The following is a 23,593-nucleotide window of genomic DNA, read 5'->3' as shown; positions in this document are numbered from 1 at the left end:
TGCCGACGTTCGGCGGTGTGTCGGGCCGCAGACACGCACGGTCGCGGTGCAGGGGGATCAGATGGCCATGGCGGCGCGGACGTCGGCTTCTGACGTCGAGCCGCCGGATCCGCTGGAGGTGATCCGGCCGGCTTCCAGGATGTAGTAGCGCTGAGCGGATTCCAGCGCGAATCCGATGTGCTGCTCCACCAGCAACACGCCTAGATCGCCCCGTGCGGTCAGGGAGGTGATCGCGGCCTCGATCTCGGCCACCACCGACGGTTGGATCCCTTCGGTGGGCTCGTCGAGGATCAGGCACCTGGGGCTCGTGATCAGTGCCCGGGCGATCGCGAGCTGCTGACGCTGCCCGCCCGAGAGCAGGCCCGCCCGCCGGTTGAGCAGCTCCTTGAGGGCCGGGAACAGGTCCAGTTGCTCGTCGATCAGTGCCTTGCCGTTCTTGCGCCCGTCGGCCACGACCTGGAGGTTCTCGGCGGTGGTCAGCTGGCCGAAGGACTGCTGCCCCTGGGGCACGTACGCCAGGCCGCGGGATACCCGGGCACTCGGGCGCAGCCGGGTGATGTCCTCACCGTCGAAAAGCACCTTGCCCGCAGTACATTTGAGCAGCCCGACGGCCGCTCGCAGCAGGGTTGTCTTGCCCGCGCCGTTGTGGCCCATCACCGCGGCGACGCCGTCGGACGGCACCGCGATGCTCGCGCCGTGGATCACTTCGGATCGGCCGTAACCGGTTCGGACATCGAGCAGTTCGAGCATCAGGCGATTCCTTCCGCGCCGGCCGCGGCAGTGCCGAGGTAGACCTCTTGGACCTTGGGGTTGGCCTGCACCTCGGCCACCGAGCCCTCGGCGATGACCTGGCCGCGGGCCAGCACCGTCACTGAGGTCGCAAACGCCCGCATGAAATCCATGTCGTGTTCGACGACGACCACGGTGCGAGTTCCGCCGATGCGGCGCAGCAGGTTCCCGGTCTCCTCGCGTTCCTCGTGACTCATCCCCGCCACCGGTTCGTCGAGCAACAGCACATCGGCGTTCTGCACCAGCAGCATGCCGATCTCCAACCACTGCTTCTGGCCGTGGGCCAGCACGCCTGCGGGTTTGTCGGCGAGGTCCGCGAGGCCGGTGGTTTCGAGGGCTTCCTCGATCGCGGGCAGGACGCCGCGTCGCCGGCGCAGCAGGGTCCACGGCGAGCGACCGGCGCCCGCTGCGATGTCGAGGTTCTGCAACACCGACAGTTGTTCGAACACGCTCGCGGTCTGAAACGTCCGGCCGACGCCCAGCCGGGCGATCTGGTGCACCCGCTTGCCGAGCAGCTCCACACCCGACTTGTTCACCGAGCCGGTGGCCCCCACCAGGCCGGTGATCGCGTCGATGACCGTCGTCTTGCCCGCGCCGTTGGGTCCGATGAGGAAGCGCAGATCTCCCTGGAACAGGGTGAGGTCGACGTCGCTGACTGCCTTGAATCCATCGAAATCGACTGTGAGACCGCGGACTTCCAGATACTCGGCACCCATGCCGGCGTTGCCGCCGGCCACCGGCTCGGGTGTCTGTGCGGCCTGTTCGGTTTCGGTCACGATGTGGCACCTACTTTCTCGGTATCGGTGTCCGAAGCCGGCTGGGGTTGGGATTCCTCGGCACTCGGCCCGCTCACCCGATTGCGCCGCCACCGGGACAGCAGCACACCGAGTCCGGCCAGGCCGGCCGGGAAGAACCCGACCACCACGATGAACAGCAGGCCCTGGGCGTAGATCCACCCGGACGGAAACCGTTCGGAGAACAGGGTTTGCGCCCAGGCCACGCCGATCGCGCCGAGGACCGGGCCGAGCAGCGTGGTACGCCCGCCGATCGCCACGCCGATCAGGAACGCGATGGACGGCACGATGCCGACTTGCGACGGTGCGATGAACCCGACGATCGGCACGAACAGGGCACCGGCGATGCTGGCGAACAGCGCGGCCAGGGTGTAGGCGACAACCTTGATGTTGGCCGGGTCGTAGCCCAGGAACCGGACGCGCTCCTCGCCGTCGCGCACGGCGACCAGCAACTCGCCGTAGCGGCTGTACATCAGCTGACGGACCAGGGCGACGACGATCAACAGCGTCGCTGCCGCAAGGAAATACACCATCCGCTTGTTGGCCGGATCGTTGAGGTTGAATCCGAAGAAGGTCCGGAAATTGGTCAGCCCGTTGCTGCCGCCGAGACTGGTCTGGCCGACGAGCAGGATCGCCAGCGCGGCGGCAAGCGCCTGCGACAGGATCGCGAAGTACGCGCCCTTGACCCGGCGCTTGAACACGCCGAAGCCCAGCAGGGCTGCGATTCCTGTTGGTACCAACAGGATTGCCAACAGTGCGAACGCGGGGGACGCGAACGGCTCCCAATAGCCGGGCAGGTGCCGAACTCCGGCGATCTGCATGAAGTCGGGCACGTCGTGTCCGCGGATCTGGGCATCGGCGATCTTGAGGTGCATCCCCATCATGTAGCCACCGAGGCCGAAGAACACGCCTTGCCCGAGCACCAGCATTCCGCCACGGCCCCAGGCCAATCCGATGCCCACCGCCACGATCGCGAAGCACAGGAACTTGCCGAGCAGGCTGAGCCGGAAGTCCGACAGGAGCGCCGGCGCCAGGCCGAACAACACGATCGCCGCGATCCCGAATCCGGCCCAGGTCTGCCAGCGGCCGAGAATGGTCATACGAGACTCCTGGTCCGGACCGTGAACAATCCCTGCGGGCGCACCTGCAGGAAGATCACGATGATGGCGAACACGATCACCTTGGCCAGCGACGCTGTGGTGCTGTATTCGATGAACGAGTTCAGGAAACCGAGGGCCAGCGCCGCGATCACGGTGCCCTTGATCTGGCCGAGGCCGCCGACCACCACCACGAGGAAGGCATCGATCAGGAAGCTCTGGCCGATGGTCGGGCTGGTGGAGCCGATCAGCGTCAGTGCCACGCCGGCCACCGCGGCCAGCCCGGACCCGATGAAGAACGTGGTGATGTCGGTTCGGCGTGACGAGATGCCGCTGGTTTCGGCCAGATCCCGGTTCTGGACCACTGCCCGGATGCGCCGCCCCATCGGGCTGGTCTTGAGTACCGTCGCGAGCACCGCCACGCACACGACGGCCAGCACCAGGATGAACAGTCGCGTCTTGGGCACCACGGCGCCGAGTATCTCCACGCCACCGGACAGCCATTCCGGGGCAACGACGTTGACTGCGGGAGCGCCGAAGATGTCGCGGGCCACCTGTTGCAGGATCAGCCCGACGCCGAACGTGACCAGCAAGGTGTCCAGCGGACGGTGGTACATCCGCCGGATCAGGGTCACCTCCAACAGTGCGCCCATGGCGCCGCCGACGAGGAACCCGACCAGAAGGGAGATCAGCAGTGAGGCACCGGCATTGGTGATGAGCTGCTGCACCACGTAGGCGGTGTAGCAGCCCGCCATGATGAACTCGCCGTGCGCCATGTTGATGACGCCCATCTGGCCGAAGGTGAGGGACAGGCCGAGTGCGGCGAGCAACAGGATTGAGCCGAGGCTCAATCCCGTTGCCAGCTGGCCGATCAGGATGTCCATGCTGTGTTCGATTCCCCGTCGCTTCGCTCGTCTCTCAGCCGGACAGACCCGCGGCCCACGGGTAGGACTTCAGGTACGGATCCGGATCGATCGGCCCCTTGGACTCCCAGATGGTGTAGATCAGGCCGTCGGGCCGGATCTCGCCGATCCTGGCGGTCTTGGTGATGTGGTGGTTTTCGCCGTCGATGGTGACCTTGCCCTCCGGGGCGTCGAAGCTGACACCGTCGGCGTTGTCCTGAATCGCCGCCACCTCGAACGACTTCGCCTTCTCGACGGTGTTCTTCCACAGGTACACCGAGACGTAGGCGGCTTCCATCGGATCCGAGGTGGGCTTCTTGGGATCCTTGACGAAGTCCTTGTAGGCCTTGACGAAGGCGTTGTTCACCGGGGTGTCGATGGTCTGGTAGTAGTTCCAGGCGGTGAGTTGGCCGGTGACGTTCTGCACCCCGATCCCGCCGACCTCTTCCTCGGCGATCGAGACCGAGACCACGGGCATCTCCTGCGGCGTCAGGCCGACGTTCTTGTACTCCCGGAAGAACGCCACATTTGAGTCGCCGTTGAGGGTGTTGAACACGGCGTCGGCGTCGGCGCTGCGGACCTTGTTGATGATGGTGGAGAAGTCGGTCGAGCCAAGCGGGGTGTAGTCCTCGCCCTTGATCTCGATGCCGTTCTCCTTGGCGTAGGCCTTGATGATCCGGTTCGCGGTCTGCGGGAACACATAGTCACTGCCCACCAGATAGAGCGACTTGACGCCCTTCTCCTTGAGGTAGTCCAGTGCCGGGACGATCTGCTGGTTGGTGGTGGCGCCGGTGTAGAAGATGTTCTTGCTCGACTCAAGACCCTCGTACTGGACGGGGTAGTACAGCAGGGCATTGGCGCTCTCGAACACGGGCAGCATGGCCTTGCGGCTCGACGAGGTCCAGCCGCCGAACACCGCGGCCACGCAGTCGCTGCTGATCAGCTTCTCGGCCTTCTCGGCGAACACCGTCGGCTCGGAGGCCCCGTCCTCGCCGATCAGCTCGATCTGTTTGCCCAGAACTCCGCCCTTGGAGTTGATCTCCTGGACCGCGAGCTTGATCGCATCGCGCACCGTCACCTCAGAAATGGCCATCGTGCCTGACAGCGAGTTCAACGACCCGACTTTGATCTTCGGGCCGGAGGTGTCCACACAGGAAGCGGCGTTTGCTGCGTCGGTTTCGCTCGCCCGGCTGCCGCAGCCGGCGAGGAGCAGGCTGGTGGCTGCGATCAAACTCCCTGCGGCAAGCGCAGACCGACGCAACGGGGCACGTCCTGGAACTCGCATTGGCGACCTTTCCCTTGAATTGCAGCGCTTCTCGGCCGATCGGTGTCAGCGGCGGTGCAAGAGGTTAAACGCCCTGTGCGGGCGTCGAATCGGGACGTTAGAGCGCCGCTGTTACTGGGAAATGTCTGTGTGTGACAAACAAATTAACCTCAAGCTAGACCGAGTTGGTTTGCCGTTGGCGAGACGCCGCGACACCCATTCGTCGCACCTGTAACAAGGCGGTAGCCTGCGTCGATATGAGGAACATGCGAAAAGCGACAACCACGGTCGGTGCGGCGCTGGTTCTGGCAGCTGCGGGTATGGCGGTCTCCAACGCAACGTCGTATGCGGAACCGGACGCCCAGGGCCACAAGGTCAAGTACACGCTCACCTCTGGCGCACCCTACGAGTTCGACCTCTACTACCTGACGACGCAGCCTGCGAGTAAAGACGCCTACAACGCGGACGCGTACAAGTACCTGCAGAAGGCGACGGTCAACGTCGGTCCTGACGCGCCGTGGGTGTTCGAAACCACGCTCGCCGATCCGCAGTGGGCCATCTTCACCGTCGCGAGCACCACGCACGGTGGCCGGGCCGAGCCCAACGCGCACTGCGAGATCGCCGTCGACGGTCAGATCGCCGTCCAGAACGATCATCCGTACAGCCCGCGCTGCCAGCTCGGCCAGTGGTAGCGGTCAGTCTTTAGGTCCGTACCCGAGTTCCCACGGGTTGGGATCAGCCTTGACGGCACGGTCGAACTGTTGTTCGATAAAGAAGTGCACGACGGGCGGTTCCCTTGCCGGCCCGAAATGCGATTGACTGGGCAAGCGCCCACGGCGCGCGCCGATGCCGTACCCGAAACCGCGGCATCGGCGCACCAGTCTTATCTGTCCGACTCGGCCCTGCGCACGGCGCTCGTGATGGCCCGAGCCAGATCGGCCGGCGCCTCGACATGCGCGAGATGGCCCTGGCCTGCCAGTCGGACCAGATTCGCCTGAGGCAGCGCGGCCGCGAACGGGGCAAAGGCGGCGCCGTACGGTGCCCGGTTCTCGTTCAGGGTGCCGAGGATGAGTGTCACCGGGATATCGAGGTGTCGATATCCGTCGAACGCTGGTTCGTGCGCATTGATCGCGGCGAGCTCGTCGGCCAACGGGGCGGCGAGTGGGCGCAACACCGGCCACGCCGGGCTGCGGCGCAGGTCGGCGACGTATTCCGCGGAGAATCCGGAGACCTCGGTGTTGACCAGGGAGGCGGCCCGGTCGAGGTCGCCTGCGGCGATGGCGTCGCGAAGCGCCGGGACCACCGCCGGGGCGAAGGGGCGGCTGACCGGTTCGTAGGCGGTCACCGAACGGACGTGGGTGTTGTCGACCGCGGCGTCCAGTGCGATGAGTGCCCCGTAGCTCCACCCGAACAGGTGGGCGGTGCCGAGCTCGTCGAGGACGTGTCGTAGGTCGGCGATCTCGACGCCCGCCGAATAGTCCGCGCCCACGGGACCACTCGGGATCCGGCCGCGGCGGTTGAGGGTGATCACGGGATTGGGTAGCTCGATGGCGTCGGCCACCTCTTGCCAGGTCGCCGCATCGGCCATGACGCCTGGGGTGAGTACCAGGGGAGTGCCGGTGCCGGCGCGGACCCGGTGGCTCAGGGTCGTCCCGCCCCGGTGGTACTCGACCATGCTGGGTTTCGGTTGTGTGAATGTCATTCTGGCGCAGGTCCAATCGTTCGTCGTCTCACTGCTACGAACCCGCCCGGGGTGGACGGTGTTCCTCGCACGGACCGGAAATCCCGACACGGGTGGAATTACCTTGACATCATGATCGAACGGATGTTCGATTGAGATGTGCGCTGGGATGGACAGGCCGTCGGGGTCGACGACGGTGCATTGCCCGGTTTGCAGCGGGTCGGTTTCGTACGGAGCGTCCGCTCGCCGCAGTTCGAGGGGATGACCTTCCACGAGGTGCTGTGCAAGTCGGCCCTCAACAAGGTGCCTGCGGCGTCCGCGCTGCCGTTCCGCTTCACGGTCAACGGCTATCGCGGCTGTAGTCACGCGTGCCGCTACTGCTTCGCCCGGCCCACCCACGAGTACCTCGATCTCGACTCCGGGGCGGACTTCGACACGCAGGTGGTGGTCAAGACAAACGTCGCCGAAGTGCTGCGCCGGGAACTGCGCCGCCCGTCGTGGACCCGGGAGACCGTCGCGCTGGGCACCAACACGGATCCCTATCAGCGGGCCGAGGGCAGGTATGCGCTGATGCCGGGGATCATCGGGGCGCTGGCGGGCTCCGGTACGCCGTTTTCGATCCTCACCAAGGGCACGCTGCTGCGCCGCGATCTCGGGCTGATCGCCGACGCATCCAACCATGTGCCGGTCAGCGTCGCGGTGTCACTGGCGGTCGGCGACGACGATCTGCACCGCGAGGTCGAACCGGGGACGCCCTCGCCGCAGGCCCGCCTCGGCCTGATCTCGGCCATCCGCGCTGCGGGCCTGGACTGTCACGTCATGGTGGCCCCGGTGCTGCCGCATCTGACCGATTCCGTCGAGCATCTCGACACGTTGCTCGGCCGGATCGCGGCGGCCGGCGCGAACGGGGTGACGGTGTTCGGTCTGCATCTGCGCGGTTCCACCCGCGGCTGGTTCATGGACTGGCTGGGACGCACGCGTCCTGATCTGGTCGGTGACTACCAAAGGCTGTATCGGCGCGGGGCGTACCTGCCCGCCGATTACCGCGACATGTTGCGGGCGCGCGTCACGCCGTTGGTGGCCCGACACGGGCTGGCACGTCAGGCACGGATGGTGCCGGTGGCGGCGGAGACCGCCGCGGCACCGGCGGCCGCGCAGCCGACGCTGTTCTGACCGTCGAACGGCGGTCAGCTCTTGTTGCGCTTGACCTGATTGAACGGCACCCCGCGGTCGGCCGCGTGCTCGCGCGGGAAGCCGAGGATCCGCTCGCCGATCACGTTGCGCGCCATCTCCGAACTGCCGCCGCCCAACGACCCGGTCTGGCGGGACAGATACCGCACGCCGATGTCGAGGAGCCCGGGGGCGTCGGCGCTGCCTTCGTCGATCACACCGGCCGTGCCTGCGATCGCCAGCGCGGTGTCCACTTCGAGCTCGGTGGTCTCGGCGTGGAACAGCCGGATCAAGGTGCCCGCATTGGGTGGCAGCGAACCGTTTTCGATCGCCTTGCCCACGTGGTCGATGAGCTGCTTCTTGACGATACGTCGCACCAGGGCGCGTCCCGCCAGATCCTGCACGCGCGCGTCGTCGCCCTGGCCGGTGGCCTCGGCCAGCCCGACGTGGTCGGGCGGCATCTCGTTGGCGTTCTCGGCCCCGGTGCCGCTGGCGAACTCGGAACCGCCACCGACAGCGCGACGTTCGTGGTGCAGCTGGCGGGAGGCGACCGTCCAGCCGTCGTTGACCTCGCCCACGACGGCGTCCGCGGGAAGTTCCAAGTTGTCGAAGAACTCTTCGCAGAACTCTTCGTTGCCGTTGACCTCGGTGATGCGGCGCATCGTGATTCCGGGTGCGTTCAGCGGCACCAGGAACATGGTCAGGCCCTCGTGTTTGGGCACGGTCCAGTCGGTGCGGGCCAGCATCAACCCGTAGTCGGCAGCGAACGCGCTGGTGCTCCAGGTCTTGGCGCCGTTGATGATCCACTTGTCGCCGTGCAACTCGGCGCGGGTGATCACCCCGGCCAGGTCCGACCCGCCGCTGGGCTCGGACAGCAACTGGCAGAGCACCTCGTCGCCGCGAATCGCAGCCGAAATGCGTTCGCGCTTCTGATCTTCGCTACCCATGTCGAGAATCGTCGCGCCGCAGATGGTGAACGACGGGGTGTTGAGGATCAACGGCATCTCGTAGGAGACGCACTCGTCGTTGAACGCTTTCTGGTACGCGTAGTCGAGGCCCAGGCCGCCGTACTCGCGGGGGAAGCAGATACCGGCGAATCCGCCTTCGTGGAGTCGCTTCTGCAGTTCCTTTGCGCGCTCCCAGGATTCGGCTTCGGCGCGCACCGAGAACGGGGGATTGTCCGGATCGATCGACGGCATGTTCTCGGCCAGCCAGGCCCGGGCGCGCAGCGCGAACTCTTCGACCGATTCGGTGGTGGCGGCGGTGCTCACGGTGTCGGTCATGCCCCGATCTCCTCGGCTGCGTCGGTCTTGCGGCTCAGTGCGTACACCGCGCGGTGGTGGTCTTCGGGTGACCCGTAGAGCGCCCGGTACAGGGCGACCCTGCGCAGGTACAGATGCAGGTCGTGCTCCCAGGTCACGCCGATGCCGCCGTGCAACTGCACGCAGTCCTGCAGCATCACGGGAGCACGTTCTGCCACATAGGCTTTCGCGACGCTGACGAGCTTGGCTGCGTCCGGCGAGCGTTCCGACACCGCGGCGACTGCCCCGGCGGTGGTGGCCCGCGCGGCCTCGAACCACATCTTCATGTCGGCGGCGCGATGCTTGAGGGCCTGGTAGGACGCCAACGGGCGGCCGAAACTGTGACGGTCGACGAGCCACTGATTGGTCATCGTGAGCACTGTGTCGAGGATCCCGACGACCTCGGCGCACTGCAGCACCAGAGCCACCTGGCGCTGGCGTTCGATGATGGCCGGGGTCTGCTCGGCGGACCCCACCGCGGCGGATTCGCCGACCTCGACCCCGTCGAATTGCACTCGGGCGTAACGCTTGACCAGGTCCACCGAGTTCTGCGGGATGACCGTCACCCCGGCGACGTCGGTGGGCACCACGAACTGCCTGATCGCGCCGTCGCAGACGGCCACCACCAGCACCGCACCACTCTGCTCGCCGGCTTCGACCCGGTCCTTGACGCCGTCGATCCGGTAGCCCGAGTCGGTGCGGGTGGCTGTGGTGCCGACGCCGGTGGCGGACTGCAGGGCTCCGAACGGTCGGTTCGGCTCGTAGGCCGCCCAGGACGCCACGGTCTGGCCGGACACCAGGGCCTCGATCAATTCCTCGTGGCCGCCGGGTGCTTCGACCAGACCAGCCAGCACGATGCTGACCGGGTGCAGTGGACCCGGAGCCACCGTCCGCCCGGCCTGCTCGGCGAGCAGGGCCAGGTCGGTCACGCCGTCCCCTGACGGGCTGCCGCCACCCAGTTCCTCGGGCACCAGAAGGCCGGCCCACCCCAATTCCGCCGCACGGCCCCACCATCGAGGGTCGAACGAGTTGCCCTCGGCGTGCAGTTGACGCACCCGGGTCAGCGGCACTTCCTTTTCCAGGAAGGCCTGCGCGGTGGAGGTGAACAGCATCTGTTCGGGATTTGCCACGTCGGTCATGGAGTCGGCCCAGCTTCTTGTGTGTGAGGAGGACTAGATCAGTTCAGGACGAGTGCCGGGACATCGGGACGGTAGACCTTCTTGTTCTCGACCTTGAACAGGTCGACCAGGTTGCCGCCCATCACCTTTCGGACACCGTCTTGGTCAAGGCCGTGAGCCTGCAGGTCGTCGACCAGCTTGATCGGGTCGGCCAGCCCCTCCGGGTGCGGCCAGTCGGATCCGAAGATGATGCGGTCGATGCCGCAGAGGTCGGCCATCTTCTTGAAGTCGTCCTCCCAGAACGGGGCGACGTACACGCACCGCTTGAAGGCCTCGATGGGGTCCTCGGGGAACTCCTGCGGCATCTTCGAGTAGACGTCCTTGAATTGGTAGAACAGGTAGGGCACCCACGAGGCACCGTTCTCCACCGACAGGATCCGCAGATCGGGATTGCGGGTCAGCGCACCGTGGCAGACCAGCGCGGCCATGGTGTCCTCGATCGGGCGCTTGCCCATCGCGACCATCCGGAACGATGTCGGCTTGAACGGCAAGAACTCGTCGGCAGGCTCCCAGTCGTTGAGGTACTGCGCGTAGCCGCTGTCGGAGGCGTGCATGCACACCGGGATACCGGCTTTCACGCAGGCGTCCCAGAACGGGTCGAACTCGGGGAAGCCCAGTGACCGGGTGCCGCGGTAGCCGGGCACCGGCGCCGGACGGACCAGCACGGTCTTCGCCCCGCGCTCCAGGCACCACTCAAGCTCTTCCAGTGCACGGTCGACGACACCCAGATTGATGACCGGGGTGGAGAAGATGCGGTCGGAGTAGTTGAATTGCCAAGTCTCGTACATCCATTCGTTGAGCGCATGGATGATGTCGAGGATCAGATCCGGATCGTCCTTGAGCCGCTCCTCGACCAGGCTGGCCAACGTCGGGAACATGATCGTGTAGTCAAGGCCGAGGCTGTCCAGAACCTCAAGGCGCGCTTCGGGATTGCGGAATGCCGGGATCGCCTTCATCGGCTTGCCCATCACTTCGCGGTAGCTCTTGCCTCCGCTGCCGTGACGGAAGTACTCCTCCTGGGCGCCCGGCCGGGCGACGACCTCGAACGTGGGGTTCGGGATGTAATCGCTGATCTGGTTGCGCACCACGATCTTCGTGCGGCCGTGCACATCGATGTAGTCGATGACGCCTTTGCGATTGTCGGGCAGGAACTTGGTGAGCGCTTCTTTCGGCTCATAGAAGTGGTTGTCGGCGTCGAACACCGGATAGGGAAGCTCGCGTGAGGGCATGTTCGCCTCCTGGAAGAGTCTGGTTTTCGAAACTGGTAATGACGTTACCACGCGATGGCTGACATGGACGAGCCCATTCGGGCGATCGCTCAAATACTCGGGAACGTGCTGGTCAGGCGGTGGATTCGGGGCGCAGTAGGCCACGCACGCAGAACTCGTAGATGTGCCGGCCGTCGATGGGTGCACCGTTGAGTTCGACCCCGAGTGAGCGCAGGCGCATCGCACCGAGTACCGACTGCATGATCAGGGCCGCGGTGCTCTGGATGTCGATGTCGGGCCGGAAGGCGCCCGAGTCCATGCCGCGGCGCAGGATGTCGCCGATGAGCTCGTGCAACGGTGCCAGCACCCGGGCGTACTCGCGCGGCAGCGACTCGGCGAGATGATCGTTGTAGAAGGTCAGGCCGCGGTTGATGCTGTCCTGGGTGCTCGACGATGCCGGGATGGTGATGCGCTCGATCAGCAGCCGCAGCGCCTCGGGGCCGGGCAGTCCGTCGGTATCTGAGCGCCACCGCTGCGTCGACTCGGCCATGATCTTGTCGATGAGCGCCAGCAGCAGCTCGTCTTTGGTGGAAAAGTGCTGGTAGAACGACCTCAATGAGGTCTTGGAGCGTTCCACGACCTCCAGCACGGTGAAGTCGGTGCGTCCGGTCTCGCCCAGGATGGCGAGCGCGGATTTCATGAACCGGCGGGCGCGGTCCGCCTGCAGCTCGGCGCGTGCGCCGTCGGATGTTCGTTCGGCCGGCCTAGCCATTGCGTCATCACCTCCGTCATGCTGCACTTGCGAGAATGACGTTACCGTTTTTGTAGAAGCAATAGGCGGCTTGTGATTACTGTGATGGACCGATGAGTGAGTGGTTCCTGTTCCTGCCCCAGGTGCGGCTGGACGTCGACGACATCGTCGAGCGGGCGCGGGTGGCCGAAGCCAGTGGATTCGACGGCATCGCGTTCATCGACCACTTGGAGGCACCCGGTGCCACGCACCAAAGCATCTGGGAGGCAATGACCGTCGCCACGTGGGTGGCGGCCCGCACCGAGCGCCTGCGGATCGGTCACCTGGTGCTGTGCGACGCGTTCCGTCATCCGGCGGTGCTGGCCAAGCAGGCCGTCACGCTGTCGGCGACCAGCGGCGGCCGGTTCGAACTCGGACTGGGCTCGGGGTCGTGGCCGCAGGAATTCGAGCGGTTCGGTATCGAGACCGGTGACGCGGCCGCGCGGGTGCGCAGGCTCGGCGAGAATCTGCAGCTGCTCCAGCAATACTGGGGCGACGGCGAACGAGCACAGACACCGCGGCCGGCCCATCGAATCCCGTTGGTACTGGGCGGAACCGGCAAGCGGATGATGGAGCTGGTACGCACCCATGCCGACTGGTGGAACATTCCTTCCCATCAGCTCGATCGGCTTCCCGCACTGCTGCCGACGGTGGGCTCGGCGCGGGTCTCCCTACAACAGATGGTCGGTTTCGTGGGCCGTGACGCCGACCGATCCGCGGTCACCGAACGCAGCACCCGCCTGTTCGGGCATCTCGGCGACGGGCTGGTGTGCGGCGACGCTGCCGAACTCACCGCCCATTTCGCCGGACTGTCGGCCCAGGGCGTCGAACGCTTCTACGTGTGGTTTGCCGATTTCGCGGCGCCCCAGACCATTTCGGAATTCGCCGAGACAATCATCAACGCCTGAAAGGACAAAGGACCATGACAGCCCAACCTCAAGAGGCCGAGCCGACGCAGTGGACGCTGCAGATGCTGCTCGACCTGTTCGATGCCGAACCAGCGGGGGAGAACCGATTCACCGTGCAGACCGGCATCGCCGGGGTCGACGAGCGCCAGGTGGTGGAAGGGACCCAGATCGTCGGTGCGGCCATCGTCGCTGCGGCGAAACGTTTTCCGGACAAGTCGGTTCGCTCGGCCCACGCGGTGTTCGCCCGGGCCGTCATGGTGGGCCCGCCGGTCGAGCTCGACATCGATGTGATCAGTGAAGGGCGCTCCACGGCCACCGCCGTGATCGCTGCATCGCAGAACGGCAAGCGCTGCATCACCATCACGGTGTTCACCGATGTGCCCTCCGGCGACGTGATCCGTCATCACCTGCCACGGCCCGAGGTCGCGGGCCCGGCCGATTCGAACGTCTCCCACATGCCGATGATCGGCCGGGAGCTGCGGCTGGTCGACGTCGTCGACGTGAACAGTCCCGATGAGGTCGGTCCGCCCGAGCTGTACGCCTGGCTGCACTACGACCCCGTTCCGGCCCGCGACGATCTGGCGAAGGCGCTCATCGCGTATTTCACCGGGCACCTGGGTATCTCGACGACCATGCGGGCGCATGAGGGCATCGGTACCGCGCAGGCGCATCTCACCGTCTCGACCGCGCCGATGACCGTGACAGTGAGCTTCCACGAACCGGTCCGGTGGGACGGCTGGCTGCTCTACAGCCACGAGAGCACCCAGGTCGGCTCGGGCATGTCGTATGTGCGCGGCGCGGTGCACACCGAGGACGGCGAGCTCATCGCCTCGTTCAGCCAGGACGCGCTGATCCGCCCGCTGCGCACCACCGACACCAACATCTCCGAGCACTCGCGGCTGTAGGGCCGGCGCCGCCGCTCAGATCTTCAGATACCCCTTGTCTGCCGGGATCTGGGCGGCGGTGACCAGTGCCGACGAATCGCTGGCCAGCCACAGCACGATGTCGGAGATGTTGTCCGGTGCGATGAGCGAATCCGTAGGCAACGCGCCGGGGGAGAAGCTGTGGATGTAGTTCGGATGATCCTGCAGCACCTTGTACATCGACACGTCGTTGCCCATCGGGGTATCGGTGCCATAGGGATGGACCGAGTTGACCCGGATCCCGAATTCGCCCAGTTCTACCGCCAATGAATTGGTGAGCCCGACGACACCGAATTTGGTGGCGCAGTAGTGCGCACAGCCGGGCACCGCCTTGATCCCGGCTGCCGAACTGATCGTGATGATCGAGCCGCCGTTGCCTGCTGCGATCATCGCAGGTACCACGGCCTGCACGGTGTGGAACAGCCCCGTGAGATTGACGTCGATGGTGTCTTGCCACTGCTGTGCCGGAATCTCCCACAGCCGGCCCCAATTGAGCACGCCAGCGTTGGCGACGACGATGTCGAGCCGGCCGAACTGCTCGATCGCGTCGGCCACCAGCCGCTGTTGGCCCTCGGCATCCCGTACGTCGATCTCACGGGCCAGGATCTTGCGGCCCTCGCCCTCGACCAATGCCACGGTCTCGGCGAGATCTTGTGGGGTGGCGGCGGCGTATCCGTTGTGCGCGGCCACGGGTGAACAGGCGTCGAGCGCGACGATGTCGGCGCCGGCGCGGGCCAGCCGCACGCAATGCGAGCGGCCCTGGCCGCGCGCGGCCCCGGTGACGTAGGCGACCCGCCCGGCCAGTGGGGTGTCGTTGTGGCTCATGCGGGTTGCTCCTCAGATAGTGCGGTGACGCGGACATCGGTGAATTCGTAGTCGGACAGCGGGGAATTGCGGGCGAATTGCCGGGAACCGGTGATGGTCTGTGGCCGGTAATACGGGGTTTCGTACTGAGAGTTGACGAAATAGGTGTTCAGGCCCGATGTCGCGGTGTAGTAGAGGTGCGCGACGCGGCCGTCCCGGCGCATCCGGGCGTTCCACAGGTTGAAGGCGTCCTGACTGACGGACGCCACTTGCGCGCCGCGCCGGCGGGTCTCGTCGATGATCCGCACGGCGTGCGCGGCGACGGTCTCGACGTAGTCCAGCCAGGCGAAACCGACGAAGCCGAGCGGGCCGACGATCTCCCAGCGGTTGGGCAGCCGCGGATGGGCGGTACCGGCATAGCTGTGCAGGCCGTGGGCCCGGTAGTACTGCGCGAGGTCGAAACCCCTTGCGCCCACGACGGTGTCGGGCCGGTAGGTCTCCGGGTCGATCCACAGCTCGTAGCCGGTGGCCAGCACCAACAGGTCGGCCGGACGGTCGACGCCGTCGGTGGTGCGGATCCCGGTCGCGGTGATCCGCTCGATCGGCGTGGTGATCAGGTGCGTGTTCGGGTTGTTCAGCGCAGGCAGGAAGGTGCTGGAGATGACCGGCCGCTTGGCCAGGATGCCGTAGCGCGGCACCAGCTTCGGCCGGGTTGCGGCATCTTTGATGACCACGCGCAGCAGCAGCCGGTACAGCAGCCTGGACCAGCCGTCGTAGAGCGGCATCAGGCGGCGCAACCATCTGTCGGGCAGCCGGGAGAAGACGTGGACGATCGGCGCCACCATGAAGATGTCCATGGCCAGCCGGCCGGCCGCGTTGACCGCAGGGACGACACCGGGCAGCCGCAACAGCCGGCGCATTCGCGGTGAGAAGTCGAAGTCGATCTTCGGCAGCACCCAGGCCGGGGTGCGTTGGTAGACATCGAGATTTGCCGCCTCGCCGGACAACGCGGCGGTGATCTGGACGCCCGAGGATCCGGTCCCGATCACCGCGATGCGCTTGCCCTTGGTGTCGTACCGGTCGTCCCAGGCGTTGGGGCGCAGGATGGTCCCGGTGAAGTCCTCGACGCCGTCGATGTCGACGGTGTTCTTGGCGTTGACGTACCCGCCCACCGAACTGATCAGGAAACGTGCGGTCACCGGAGTGCCGTCGCGGATCTCCAGTCGCCACCATCCGTTGTCGTCGTCCCATTGCTGACGGATCACCTCGGAATCGGGGCGCAGATGCTCGTAGAGTCCGAGTTTCGCGGCAGTGTCCTGCAGGTAGCGATGGATTTCCGGGCCGGGTGCGAAGAACCGGCTCCAGTTCGGATTGGGGGCGAAGGACAGCTGGTACCACAGGGTGGGGATGTCGACGGCCAGGCCGGGGTAGTGGTTGTCGCGCCAGGTGCCGCCGAAGTCGTTGCCGCGCTCGATGATGACGAAGTCGCGGATACCCTTCTGGCGCAACAGATGCGCTGATGCGATGCCGCCCGGTCCGGCGCCGATGATGGCCACCTCGTAGTCGGGCGTGCGCACGCGAGGAGCAATCGGAGATTCCGTCATTGGTGCCTTCCGGTCAGGCCGACGACGATGTGGTCGGACACGAATCGTTTCACCGCACGTGGACTGTCGAGGTTCACGCCGATGGGTGGGAGAAGTTCGAAGCTCAGCAGCAGGCGCACGATCCATTCGCTGGCCCGTGCCGGTGCGATGCCGGGACCGACCTCGCCGCGGTCCTGGGCGGCGCGAACGTATGGCTTCCACAGATCGATCGAGCGGCGCATCAGATCGTCACCGGTGTTGCGCAGCAGCAGTACCAGGATGCTCTCGTTGATCCCGCGCGGTGCCACGGAGTCCGACTGCTCGCGGTGCGCGCAGATGACGACCGCAGCGGCGGCGACCTGATCGGCGAGGGTGTCGTGGCGGTCGGCCTCCGCGGCGATGGTCTCGATGAACGCGCCGGCCAGGTGATCGAGCCCGATCCTGATCGCGTTGTCGCGACTGCCCAATGCGTTGTGCACGGTACCGCGGGACACTCCCGCATGTTCGGCGACGGCGGTAAGGCTGAATTGCCTTGGACCCAAGCGTCTCAGCGTCTCAGCGGTGGCAGCGAGCAGTGCGGGTGACACCGCCCGGTCCGTATCGCGCATTTGGACACATTATCGAAATGTGTTCAATGTGGTCAGCGTTTTGGCAGATCTGCCGCCGCGGCATCCAGTACGTCGTTGAACACCCTGGTCAGCATCGGCCGGCCGACCCACCGGGTCAGCGCTCCGCCGACGAGTGGGAACTTCACCCGGAACGTGGTGGTCCACGTGACGCGGGTTCCGTCCTCCACCGCGGCGAAGCTGACTCGGCCGTGCCGGTGTTCCGACGGCGGGAAGCTGCGTTCGACGGTGTAGTCGAAGGAGTGCGGCGCGTCGTAGGCGGTGATGCGTTCCCGGAACCAGCCGATGGCCCACAACAGGATCCGGACCGCGCCTTGTCCGTAAGGCGCCTGCCGTCCGGGTTCGGCCAGCCGCTGGCGTAGCACCAGTGGCGAGCGGGTGAAATTGGCCGCGTTGCTCATGAAGTCGAACACCTCGCCCTGCGGTGCGGCGATGGTCCGTTCGACGGTGACGGTCTGCATCAGTCCTCCTGCTGTCTGGTCAGGGTGCGGAGTGCGGCGGCGTCGCGGAGTTTGTCGGGGTTGCGCATCGCATAGAGCGCGGTGATGAGACCGTCGGTCACCTCGATGAGCAGGACCGAGTCAAGTGCTCCGTCCTGATGGAACAGGACGGCCGGCATCGAGTTGTAACTCGCGAACGCGACGTCGAAGCCTGCCATGCTGCCCTGGGCGAGTCCGGCCATGAACTGTGCGACCCGTCGTGGCCCGACGACGGGACGGCGGGCAGCCGACACCTGCCCACCGCCGTCGGACACGGCCACGACCTCGGGGGCCATCACCGCGACGAGACCGTCGATGTCCCCGGTGTGGGCGGCCCGCAGGAACTTCGTGACGGCGGTGCGCGCCATTTGCCGGTCGGGAGTGAAACGTCGCCGCCGGGCCTGAACGTGTTCCCTTGCGCGGTGGGCGATCTGGCGCACGGTTGTGTCGGACTTGCCGACCACGAGCGCGATCTCGGGATGGCTGTACCCGAACACCTCGTTCAGGACGAACACCACGCGTTCGTCGGGGCTCAGGGTCTCCAGGACCAGCAGCATCGCCATGGACACGGATTCGGCGAGGACGGCGTCTTCGCTCACGTCCGATGCGGTCTGGATCGGCTCGGGCAGCCAATTGCCGACGTAGTCTTCGCGTCGGCGTCTGCTGGTGCGCAGCGCGTTGAGGGCCTGCCGCGTCACGATCTGGACGAGATACGCGTGTGGATGGGTCACCTCGCCGGCGGTGACCCAGCGCAGGTAGCTGTCCTGCACCACATCTTCGGCGTCGGCGGCGCTACCCAGGATCTCGTATGCCAGCGTGAACAGCAGCGGGCGGTGCTCGGCGAATACCTCGGTCGCGTTCAGTTGGTCCCCCTCTGCCCGTGGTCGTCACACTCTCAGACACCGCTCGGCGGCCGAACCGTGACATCCACCGGATGTGAACCGCGTCACATCGTGGCGACGTCGTGCGCGTGGTGGACGATGTCGTGCAGGTGGTAGATCGCGATCGTCGCGACGGTGAACTCGCTGCCGTTGCTGCGTAGTCCGCGTCGTGACCAGGCGTCGGCCGGCACATGGTCGTAGGTGTCGGCGACGACGCTCGCCGCCTCGAACAGTTCGGTGGCGACGGTCCCCGGATCCTGCGATCCGTAGTCGTCGGCGATCGCGGTGGCGTCCTGATCCCAGTTGGGGAACCGCGGGTCGTCCTCGGTCAACATCAACCGCACCCGGTGCGCGAAGATCCGGTGCACGTCACGGATGTGGCAGCCGTATTCCAGGGCCGACCAGCGGTCGGCGCGGGTCCGAACGGCAACCCCGGGCCGGTTAAGCCTGGGTACCCACTGTGCGGCATCGTCGCGGATCAGGCCGGCCACCTCGCCCGGCTGCACCCGCGCCGGGTCGAACCCACACTCCGGGCACGCGCGGGACAGCACCCAGGTCCAGTCCTTGGTATCGGGTTCGAGTTCGGGTTCCATCACACCAGTGTGGCCGCGCGTCAGGTGCCCGACAACGCCGACCTGAGGACATCGAGCGGCAGCCCACCCAGATCGAGTGCGCGACTGTGGAATTCCCGCAACGACAGACCGCGTTGCAGAGACTCCTCGCGGAGCTCGTGCCAGATCCGCTGTCCGATGGCGTACGACGGTGCCTGCCCCGGCCAACCCAGGTAGCGATCCAGTTCGAAGCGCAGGTTCTCCTCGGCCATGGCCGAATGTGAGGTCAGGAAGTTCCAGGCCCGCTCGGCGTCCCACACCTCACCGTCGGGTGCGGTCAAACCACAGTGCACGCCGATGTCGATCACCACGCGGGCCGCGCGGAACCGTTGCGCGTCAAGCATTCCCATCCGGTCACCGGCATCGTCGAGCCAGCCGAGCTCGGCCATCAACCGCTCGGCGTACAACGCCCAGCCCTCACCGTGGCCGGACACCCAGCAGCCCAGCCGCCGCCACCGGTTGAGTTGATCGGCCAGGGCCACTGCCCGCCCGATCTGCAGATGGTGCCCGGGCACGCCTTCGTGGAACACCGTGGTGGTTTCCTGCCAGGTGTGGAACTGCTCGACGCCGGGCGGCACCGACCACCACATGCGTCCGGGGCGCGACCAGTCCTCGGACGGGCCGGTGTAGTAGATGCCGCCGGTCTGGGTCGGCGCTATGCGGCATTCGAGGGTGCGCAGCGGCCCGTCGATGTCGAAGTGGGTGCCGGCAAGGGATTCCACCGCGCGGTCGGAGAGCTGCTGCATCCAGGCCTGCAGCGCATCGGTGCCGCGGATGAGGTAGCGCGGCTCCTCGTCGAGCCGGCGCAGCGTCTCGGCGACCGTGGCACCCGGGTAGAGCTGCTGGGCGATCGATTCCTGCTCGGCCACAACGGCATCGAGCAATCCCAAACCCCATTCGTAGGCCTCGTCGAGGTCGACGGAGGTCCCCAGGAACAACCGCGACATCAGCCCGTAGGTTTCGCGCCCGCAGGCGTCGGACGGGCGGGCGACCGGGGCGATCTCCTCCCGCAGCACATCGCCCAGCTGCCGGTAGGCGTCGGCCGCGGCCTCGCTGCGCTGTCGTATCTCCGCCTGCAGCCGCGGGTTTCCCGGTGCCGCGCCGGTGCCCATCTCGGCGAACAACTGGGCGATCTGGCGGGCCTGGGTGACCCCGCGGGTGACCTGGCGCAGAGCCGGGGCGTGAGCGTTGCGGGCCGCCTCTCGCAGCGCGTCCGCATAACCTGCGGCCCGCTCGGGCACCTTCGCCAATCTCGCGGCGATCAGCGCCCAGTCATCCTCGGTGTCGGTGGGCATCAGGTCGAACACGTCGCGCATGGTCTGCAGCGGCGACGCGATGACATTGAGCTCGCCGAGGTCCAGGCCCGCTTCGTGAACGTCGACGATCGCGCCGAGGCGCTCGCGGAGGGCGGCCACGGTGACCACGTCGACGTCGTCGACCGGCTCGATCCCGTCGAGTTCGGCCAAGGTGGCCCGGGCCGCCTCGGCGCGCGCCGTCACGCCCTGCGGGGAGTAGTCGGTGACGTCGTCGTCGTGGCCGGTGATACCCAGTTCTGTTGCGGCGCACGGGTCGAGACGCGCATAGGTGTCCAGGTAGCGTTCGGCTACCGTGTCGACGGCGGTGGTGGCCCTAGCCAAGGTTGTTCGCGGCGAAGGTGTCGCACTTGTTGGGATCGCCGGTCTGGTAACCGATGGTGAACCACTTCTGGCGCTGCTCGGAGGAGCCGTGGGTCCAGGCCTCTGGATTGACCCGGCCGGTGGCCTGCTTCTGGATGCGATCGTCGCCCACCGACGAGGCCGCCGACAGGGCGTCGCTGATGTCCTTGTCGCTCAGCGGTTCCAGGAACGGCACGTCGGTGCCTTCCTGACGGGTGATCGACGCGTAGTGCGCCCACACCCCGGCGTAGCAGTCGGCCTGCAGTTCGGTGCGCACACCCGCGCCGGTGGCGCCCTCCGGATCGCGCTGGGCTCGGCCGAGAACCCCGAGCAGGTCCTGCACGTGGTGACCGAATTCGTGGGCCACCACGTACTCCTGCGCGAGCGGGCCTCCGCTGGAACCGAACTGGTCGACGAGCACCTGGAAGAAGTCGGTGTCGAAGTAGGCCGTCTTGTCCACCGGGCAGTAGAACGGCCCGACGTCGCTGGTGGCCGGACCGCAGCCGGTCTGCACCTGGCCCTTGAACAGTCGCACGTGCGGACGGGTGTATCCCTTGAGCAGTTGCTGCCACACGCCGTCCACGGAGTTTCCGGTGGCGACCACGCGGCACTCGACCTTGGAGTTGGCATCCGCACCGGTCTTGCACTGGCTCAGGTCGAAACCCTCGCCTCCGACGCCGCTGGTGTCCATCGGCTGTTGTTGAGGCATCACCGTGCCGGGGTCCACACCGAGGAACATCGCGAGAACCACGATCAAAAGACCGCCGAGACCTCCGCCGATCGCGATGCCACGGCCGGGGCCGCGGCCACCACCGGAACTGGAAGTGGTGCTCGTGTCGATCTGCATACCCTCGTTGAAGGTCATCCCGTCACTCCATCGCATTCGCCGGTAGGTGCGTGCTCAACAGCCCGTTAAGCTTGTCACACTACGATTCAGACGTGTCCGTCGTTGCGGAACATTCGACCATCGCCCACACCTCGCTGGGGCGGCTACGCGGCACCCGTGAAGGCGGGGTCAGCGTATGGCGAGGTGTCGAGTACGCCCAGCAGCCCGTCGGCGCGTTGCGCTTCCTGGCGCCGCGGCCCGTGGTGCCCTGGTCCGGGGTCCGCGACGCCGTCGAGCACGGCCCGCTGCCCCCACAGGGGCGTTCGTTCGTCGGGGGAGGCCGCGACGACCCCAAGGTCCGGGACGAGGCCTGCCTGACCGTGACGGTGTGGTCGCCCGACACCGGCGGATCGCTACCCGTGATGGTGTGGATCCCCGGCGGCGCGTTCGTCTACGGCGCCGGCCAGTTGCAGCTCTACAACGGTTCGCGGCTGGCGGCCAACGGCGATGTGGTCGTCGTCAACGTCACCTACCGGCTCGGCGTGTTCGGCGGGTTCGAACTCGGTGACCTGGGTGAGGGATTCGACGACAACCTGTGCCTGCGCGACCAGATCGCCGCCCTGCAGTGGGTGCGCGACAACATCGCCGCATTCGGCGGCGATCCCGACCAGATCACGGTGTTCGGTGAATCGGCCGGTGCCACATCGGTGTTGGCCCTGCTGGCCAGTCCAGCGGCCGACGGGCTGTTCGCGCGGGCCATCGCCCAGAGCCCGGCGTTGCCATTGATCGCCGACCGTGAGGACCGGGCCCGTCAGTCCCGGCGCTTCATGCACCTGCTCGGGGTCGGGGCCGAGCAGCTCAAGGTGCTGCCGCAACGACAGTTGTGTCGCGCCGCGGGCCGGCTGCAGCTCGAGAGTGCGCAGCAGACACCGACGTTGGCTTACGGGCTGACCCACGGCGTCGACCTGCTGCCGCTGCACCCGATCGAGGCGGCACGCGCAGGTGCGGTGTCCGCGGTGCCGTTGATCATCGGCACCAACAGCCACGAGGCGTCGATGTTCGCCTGGGGCAAACCGCCGATGTTGCCGACCACGTTGGCCGGCGTCGAGGACTACCTCCGTCGCCGCGCCCCGGCTGACCGCGACCGGATTCTTGCCGCCTATCCCGATTTCCCGCGCCGCCGCGCCTTGATCGCGTTCGGCTCCGACGTCATGTTCGGCGCGCCGACCTGGGCATTCGCCGATGCCTACAGTGCCCATGCGCCGACTCACGTGTACCGGTTCGACCACACCACCTGGACGTTGAAGGTGTTGGGGCTTGGCGCCACCCACGGCAGCGAGATCGTGCACATCCAGCACAGCTACAGCTCGTATCTGGGGCGCAAGCTGCATCCGTTGGGTCGCCGGGTCCAGCCGTCGGTCGGCCGTCGGATGCAGCGCACCTGGTTGGATTTCGCCCGGGCCGAGGTCGCCGAGTGGCCGGAGTACGACGTCGAGCGGCGCCTGACCCGGGTGATCCGGTCCACGCGGGACGAGACCGTCGCCGATCCCGATTCGGTGCGACGCCAGGTGTGGGAGGGGCTGGCCTAGTTGCCGTAGCGCTCGTCGGTATAGCGGCGCAGGTTGTGCAGGAACCGCTGGAACAGCCATGCCATCACCGGCCGGCCCATGGTCATCCCGAGCCGCCCGGCCAGTCCACTCGGCTTCATGGCCATCACCCAGGTCAGGTGGCAGCCGCCGGCCGTCTCCACCACGCGGTAGTCCTCGGCGAAGGCCGAGATCGCGTTGGAGGTGCTGGTGTTGAATCGGAAAGCCATGTGGGAGAAGGGCTCCCATGCCAGGAACTCCTCGTCACCGACGATGTGGCCGCGCATCGTGACCGTGCGGGTGGTGCCGACGCCGCGAGGTTCGGGGCTGGTCCACTCCACATTGGTGATGACGGTGGCCCAGTGCGGCCACGAGGTCTCATCGCTGAGCACCTCGAACAGCTGCTCTGCGGTGATGGCGAGGTCGACGGTGCTGACGAAGCGGAACGGCGCCCGGTCGATGAAGTCCAACTCGACGCGTTCGCACTCATAGGTCCGGGCCATGGGTAGACACCCTAGGCCAGAGTGTCTAGTGGCG

Annotated in this window: 24 protein-coding genes; 5 read left to right on the top strand and 19 right to left on the bottom strand. The window is 66.6% G+C overall.

Annotated elements, in window-relative coordinates; translation table 11 throughout:
- Positions 1 to 57 precede the first annotated feature (57 nt).
- From urtE to urtA, 5 genes are read right to left on the bottom strand one after another with little or no spacing between them, the layout of a single operon-like run.
- Positions 58 to 750, bottom strand: coding sequence for an urea ABC transporter ATP-binding subunit UrtE (urtE, locus tag G6N57_RS23275; RefSeq protein ID WP_077739198.1), 693 nt, complete (start codon positions 748 to 750; stop codon positions 58 to 60).
- A complete protein-coding gene (urtD, locus tag G6N57_RS23270) occupies positions 750 to 1,505 on the bottom strand; it encodes an urea ABC transporter ATP-binding protein UrtD (RefSeq protein WP_162563972.1) in 756 nt (251 codons plus the stop codon). Before urtD ends, urtE begins: the two co-directional genes overlap by 1 nt.
- 56 nt (positions 1,506 to 1,561) lie before the next feature.
- The gene (gene urtC, locus G6N57_RS23265) at positions 1,562 to 2,683 is read right to left on the bottom strand and encodes an urea ABC transporter permease subunit UrtC (protein ID WP_077739200.1); all 1,122 of its coding nucleotides are present in this window, start codon (positions 2,681 to 2,683) and stop codon (positions 1,562 to 1,564) included.
- A complete protein-coding gene (gene urtB / locus G6N57_RS23260; RefSeq protein ID WP_075920970.1) occupies positions 2,680 to 3,564 on the bottom strand; it encodes an urea ABC transporter permease subunit UrtB in 885 nt (294 codons plus the stop codon). The genes urtC and urtB overlap by 4 nt, the downstream gene beginning before the upstream one ends.
- Before the next feature lie 34 nt (positions 3,565 to 3,598).
- Positions 3,599 to 4,867 (bottom strand): urea ABC transporter substrate-binding protein, encoded by a 1,269-nt coding sequence (gene urtA / locus G6N57_RS23255; protein ID WP_077739201.1) that lies wholly within the window; start codon positions 4,865 to 4,867, stop codon positions 3,599 to 3,601.
- Positions 4,868 to 5,103: 236 nt separating this feature from the next.
- On the opposite strand from urtA, the gene G6N57_RS23250 reads away from it, so the two are divergent.
- The gene (locus G6N57_RS23250) at positions 5,104 to 5,538 is read left to right on the top strand and encodes an Rv2576c family protein (RefSeq protein ID WP_036444621.1); all 435 of its coding nucleotides are present in this window, start codon (positions 5,104 to 5,106) and stop codon (positions 5,536 to 5,538) included.
- 191 nt (positions 5,539 to 5,729) lie between these two features.
- Here G6N57_RS23250 and G6N57_RS23245 read toward each other — a convergent pair whose 3' ends face one another.
- Entirely contained in the window at positions 5,730 to 6,548 is an 819-nt protein-coding gene (locus G6N57_RS23245; RefSeq protein WP_077739202.1) for an alpha/beta fold hydrolase, read from the bottom strand.
- A 138-nt stretch (positions 6,549 to 6,686) separates the two neighbouring features.
- Here G6N57_RS23245 and G6N57_RS23240 point away from each other — a divergent pair, with 138 nt between their 5' ends.
- Positions 6,687 to 7,700 carry an Rv2578c family radical SAM protein gene (locus G6N57_RS23240; protein WP_077739203.1) on the top strand — a complete coding sequence of 338 codons (1,014 nt, stop codon included), beginning with the start codon at positions 6,687 to 6,689 and terminating at the stop codon, positions 7,698 to 7,700.
- Between the two features lie 14 nt (positions 7,701 to 7,714).
- Here the strand turns inward: G6N57_RS23240 and G6N57_RS23235 are convergent, their stop codons facing one another.
- The 4 genes from G6N57_RS23235 to G6N57_RS23220 all read right to left on the bottom strand — a co-directional run bounded on the left by G6N57_RS23235 (position 7,715) and on the right by G6N57_RS23220 (position 12,156).
- Positions 7,715 to 8,980 carry an acyl-CoA dehydrogenase family protein gene (locus G6N57_RS23235; protein WP_077739204.1) on the bottom strand — a complete coding sequence of 422 codons (1,266 nt, stop codon included), beginning with the start codon at positions 8,978 to 8,980 and terminating at the stop codon, positions 7,715 to 7,717.
- Entirely contained in the window at positions 8,977 to 10,137 is a 1,161-nt protein-coding gene (locus G6N57_RS23230; protein WP_077739205.1) for an acyl-CoA dehydrogenase family protein, read from the bottom strand. The genes G6N57_RS23235 and G6N57_RS23230 overlap by 4 nt, the downstream gene beginning before the upstream one ends.
- Positions 10,138 to 10,175: 38 nt before the next feature.
- Positions 10,176 to 11,405, bottom strand: a complete 1,230-nt coding sequence (locus G6N57_RS23225) for an amidohydrolase family protein (RefSeq protein WP_077739206.1) — start codon at positions 11,403 to 11,405, stop codon at positions 10,176 to 10,178.
- 112 nt (positions 11,406 to 11,517) lie between these two features.
- Positions 11,518 to 12,156 carry a TetR/AcrR family transcriptional regulator gene (locus tag G6N57_RS23220; protein WP_077741709.1) on the bottom strand — a complete coding sequence of 213 codons (639 nt, stop codon included), beginning with the start codon at positions 12,154 to 12,156 and terminating at the stop codon, positions 11,518 to 11,520.
- A gap of 92 nt (positions 12,157 to 12,248) precedes the next feature.
- Here G6N57_RS23220 and G6N57_RS23215 point away from each other — a divergent pair, with 92 nt between their 5' ends.
- Together G6N57_RS23215 and G6N57_RS23210 are read left to right on the top strand one after the other, a co-directional pair.
- On the top strand, positions 12,249 to 13,082 hold the full coding sequence (locus tag G6N57_RS23215; RefSeq protein WP_077739207.1) for an LLM class flavin-dependent oxidoreductase: 834 nt from the start codon (positions 12,249 to 12,251) through the stop codon (positions 13,080 to 13,082).
- A gap of 14 nt (positions 13,083 to 13,096) precedes the next feature.
- Positions 13,097 to 13,987, top strand: coding sequence for an acyl-CoA thioesterase (locus G6N57_RS23210; RefSeq protein ID WP_077739208.1), 891 nt, complete (start codon positions 13,097 to 13,099; stop codon positions 13,985 to 13,987).
- A 15-nt stretch (positions 13,988 to 14,002) separates the two neighbouring features.
- Here the strand turns inward: G6N57_RS23210 and G6N57_RS23205 are convergent, their stop codons facing one another.
- From G6N57_RS23205 to ypfJ, 8 genes are all read right to left on the bottom strand, one after another.
- On the bottom strand, positions 14,003 to 14,830 hold the full coding sequence (locus G6N57_RS23205) for a mycofactocin-coupled SDR family oxidoreductase (protein ID WP_077739209.1): 828 nt from the start codon (positions 14,828 to 14,830) through the stop codon (positions 14,003 to 14,005).
- The gene (locus G6N57_RS23200; RefSeq protein WP_077739210.1) at positions 14,827 to 16,413 is read right to left on the bottom strand and encodes a flavin-containing monooxygenase; all 1,587 of its coding nucleotides are present in this window, start codon (positions 16,411 to 16,413) and stop codon (positions 14,827 to 14,829) included. The genes G6N57_RS23205 and G6N57_RS23200 overlap by 4 nt, the downstream gene beginning before the upstream one ends.
- Positions 16,410 to 17,000 (bottom strand): TetR/AcrR family transcriptional regulator, encoded by a 591-nt coding sequence (locus tag G6N57_RS23195; protein ID WP_077739211.1) that lies wholly within the window; start codon positions 16,998 to 17,000, stop codon positions 16,410 to 16,412. Before G6N57_RS23195 ends, G6N57_RS23200 begins: the two co-directional genes overlap by 4 nt.
- 32 nt (positions 17,001 to 17,032) lie before the next feature.
- The gene (locus G6N57_RS23190; protein WP_077739212.1) at positions 17,033 to 17,479 is read right to left on the bottom strand and encodes an SRPBCC family protein; all 447 of its coding nucleotides are present in this window, start codon (positions 17,477 to 17,479) and stop codon (positions 17,033 to 17,035) included.
- Positions 17,479 to 18,360, bottom strand: a complete 882-nt coding sequence (locus tag G6N57_RS23185; protein ID WP_077739213.1) for an RNA polymerase sigma-70 factor — start codon at positions 18,358 to 18,360, stop codon at positions 17,479 to 17,481. The genes G6N57_RS23190 and G6N57_RS23185 overlap by 1 nt, the downstream gene beginning before the upstream one ends.
- A gap of 83 nt (positions 18,361 to 18,443) precedes the next feature.
- Positions 18,444 to 18,971 (bottom strand): DinB family protein, encoded by a 528-nt coding sequence (locus G6N57_RS23180; RefSeq protein WP_077739214.1) that lies wholly within the window; start codon positions 18,969 to 18,971, stop codon positions 18,444 to 18,446.
- Between the two features lie 20 nt (positions 18,972 to 18,991).
- Positions 18,992 to 20,626, bottom strand: coding sequence for a DUF885 domain-containing protein (locus G6N57_RS23175; protein ID WP_077739215.1), 1,635 nt, complete (start codon positions 20,624 to 20,626; stop codon positions 18,992 to 18,994).
- Entirely contained in the window at positions 20,619 to 21,509 is an 891-nt protein-coding gene (gene ypfJ, locus G6N57_RS23170) for a KPN_02809 family neutral zinc metallopeptidase (protein ID WP_077739216.1), read from the bottom strand. The genes G6N57_RS23175 and ypfJ overlap by 8 nt, the downstream gene beginning before the upstream one ends.
- 74 nt (positions 21,510 to 21,583) lie before the next feature.
- Here ypfJ and G6N57_RS23165 point away from each other — a divergent pair, with 74 nt between their 5' ends.
- Complete coding sequence (locus tag G6N57_RS23165; protein ID WP_077739217.1) at positions 21,584 to 23,059, top strand: carboxylesterase/lipase family protein; 1,476 nt, start codon at positions 21,584 to 21,586, stop codon at positions 23,057 to 23,059.
- Here the strand turns inward: G6N57_RS23165 and G6N57_RS23160 are convergent.
- Entirely contained in the window at positions 23,056 to 23,559 is a 504-nt protein-coding gene (locus G6N57_RS23160) for an SRPBCC family protein (protein WP_077739218.1), read from the bottom strand. The genes G6N57_RS23165 and G6N57_RS23160 overlap by 4 nt on opposite strands.
- Positions 23,560 to 23,593: the final 34 nt, after the last annotated feature.

Origin of the sequence: Mycolicibacterium boenickei, from assembly GCF_010731295.1 — a bacterium.
GTDB lineage: Bacteria > Actinomycetota > Actinomycetes > Mycobacteriales > Mycobacteriaceae > Mycobacterium > Mycobacterium boenickei.
The sequence above is the reverse complement of the archived record's forward strand: the minus strand, read 5'-3'. Positions and strand labels throughout refer to the sequence as shown.

What these genes read in the sequence shown, in the direction of transcription:
- urtD (WP_162563972.1), bottom strand. Translation starts at nt 1,505, where the DNA reads ATGGGTGCCGAGTATCTGGAAGTCCGCGGTCTCACAGTCGATTTCGAT.
- G6N57_RS23200 (WP_077739210.1), bottom strand. Translation starts at nt 16,413, where the DNA reads ATGACGGAATCTCCGATTGCTCCTCGCGTGCGCACGCCCGACTACGAG.
- urtC (WP_077739200.1), bottom strand. Translation starts at nt 2,683, where the DNA reads ATGACCATTCTCGGCCGCTGGCAGACCTGGGCCGGATTCGGGATCGCG.
- G6N57_RS23180 (WP_077739214.1), bottom strand. Translation starts at nt 18,971, where the DNA reads ATGGAACCCGAACTCGAACCCGATACCAAGGACTGGACCTGGGTGCTG.
- G6N57_RS23225 (WP_077739206.1), bottom strand. Translation starts at nt 11,405, where the DNA reads ATGCCCTCACGCGAGCTTCCCTATCCGGTGTTCGACGCCGACAACCAC.
- G6N57_RS23195 (WP_077739211.1), bottom strand. Translation starts at nt 17,000, where the DNA reads ATGCGCGATACGGACCGGGCGGTGTCACCCGCACTGCTCGCTGCCACC.
- G6N57_RS23220 (WP_077741709.1), bottom strand. Translation starts at nt 12,156, where the DNA reads ATGGCTAGGCCGGCCGAACGAACATCCGACGGCGCACGCGCCGAGCTG.
- urtA (WP_077739201.1), bottom strand. Translation starts at nt 4,867, where the DNA reads ATGCGAGTTCCAGGACGTGCCCCGTTGCGTCGGTCTGCGCTTGCCGCA.
- G6N57_RS23205 (WP_077739209.1), bottom strand. Translation starts at nt 14,830, where the DNA reads ATGAGCCACAACGACACCCCACTGGCCGGGCGGGTCGCCTACGTCACC.
- urtE (WP_077739198.1), bottom strand. Translation starts at nt 750, where the DNA reads ATGCTCGAACTGCTCGATGTCCGAACCGGTTACGGCCGATCCGAAGTG.
- G6N57_RS23245 (WP_077739202.1), bottom strand. Translation starts at nt 6,548, where the DNA reads ATGACATTCACACAACCGAAACCCAGCATGGTCGAGTACCACCGGGGC.
- G6N57_RS23235 (WP_077739204.1), bottom strand. Translation starts at nt 8,980, where the DNA reads ATGACCGACACCGTGAGCACCGCCGCCACCACCGAATCGGTCGAAGAG.
- urtB (WP_075920970.1), bottom strand. Translation starts at nt 3,564, where the DNA reads ATGGACATCCTGATCGGCCAGCTGGCAACGGGATTGAGCCTCGGCTCA.
- G6N57_RS23210 (WP_077739208.1), top strand. Translation starts at nt 13,097, where the DNA reads ATGACAGCCCAACCTCAAGAGGCCGAGCCGACGCAGTGGACGCTGCAG.
- G6N57_RS23230 (WP_077739205.1), bottom strand. Translation starts at nt 10,137, where the DNA reads ATGACCGACGTGGCAAATCCCGAACAGATGCTGTTCACCTCCACCGCG.
- ypfJ (WP_077739216.1), bottom strand. Translation starts at nt 21,509, where the DNA reads ATGACCTTCAACGAGGGTATGCAGATCGACACGAGCACCACTTCCAGT.
- G6N57_RS23190 (WP_077739212.1), bottom strand. Translation starts at nt 17,479, where the DNA reads ATGCAGACCGTCACCGTCGAACGGACCATCGCCGCACCGCAGGGCGAG.
- G6N57_RS23250 (WP_036444621.1), top strand. Translation starts at nt 5,104, where the DNA reads ATGAGGAACATGCGAAAAGCGACAACCACGGTCGGTGCGGCGCTGGTT.
- G6N57_RS23215 (WP_077739207.1), top strand. Translation starts at nt 12,249, where the DNA reads ATGAGTGAGTGGTTCCTGTTCCTGCCCCAGGTGCGGCTGGACGTCGAC.
- G6N57_RS23160 (WP_077739218.1), bottom strand. Translation starts at nt 23,559, where the DNA reads ATGGCCCGGACCTATGAGTGCGAACGCGTCGAGTTGGACTTCATCGAC.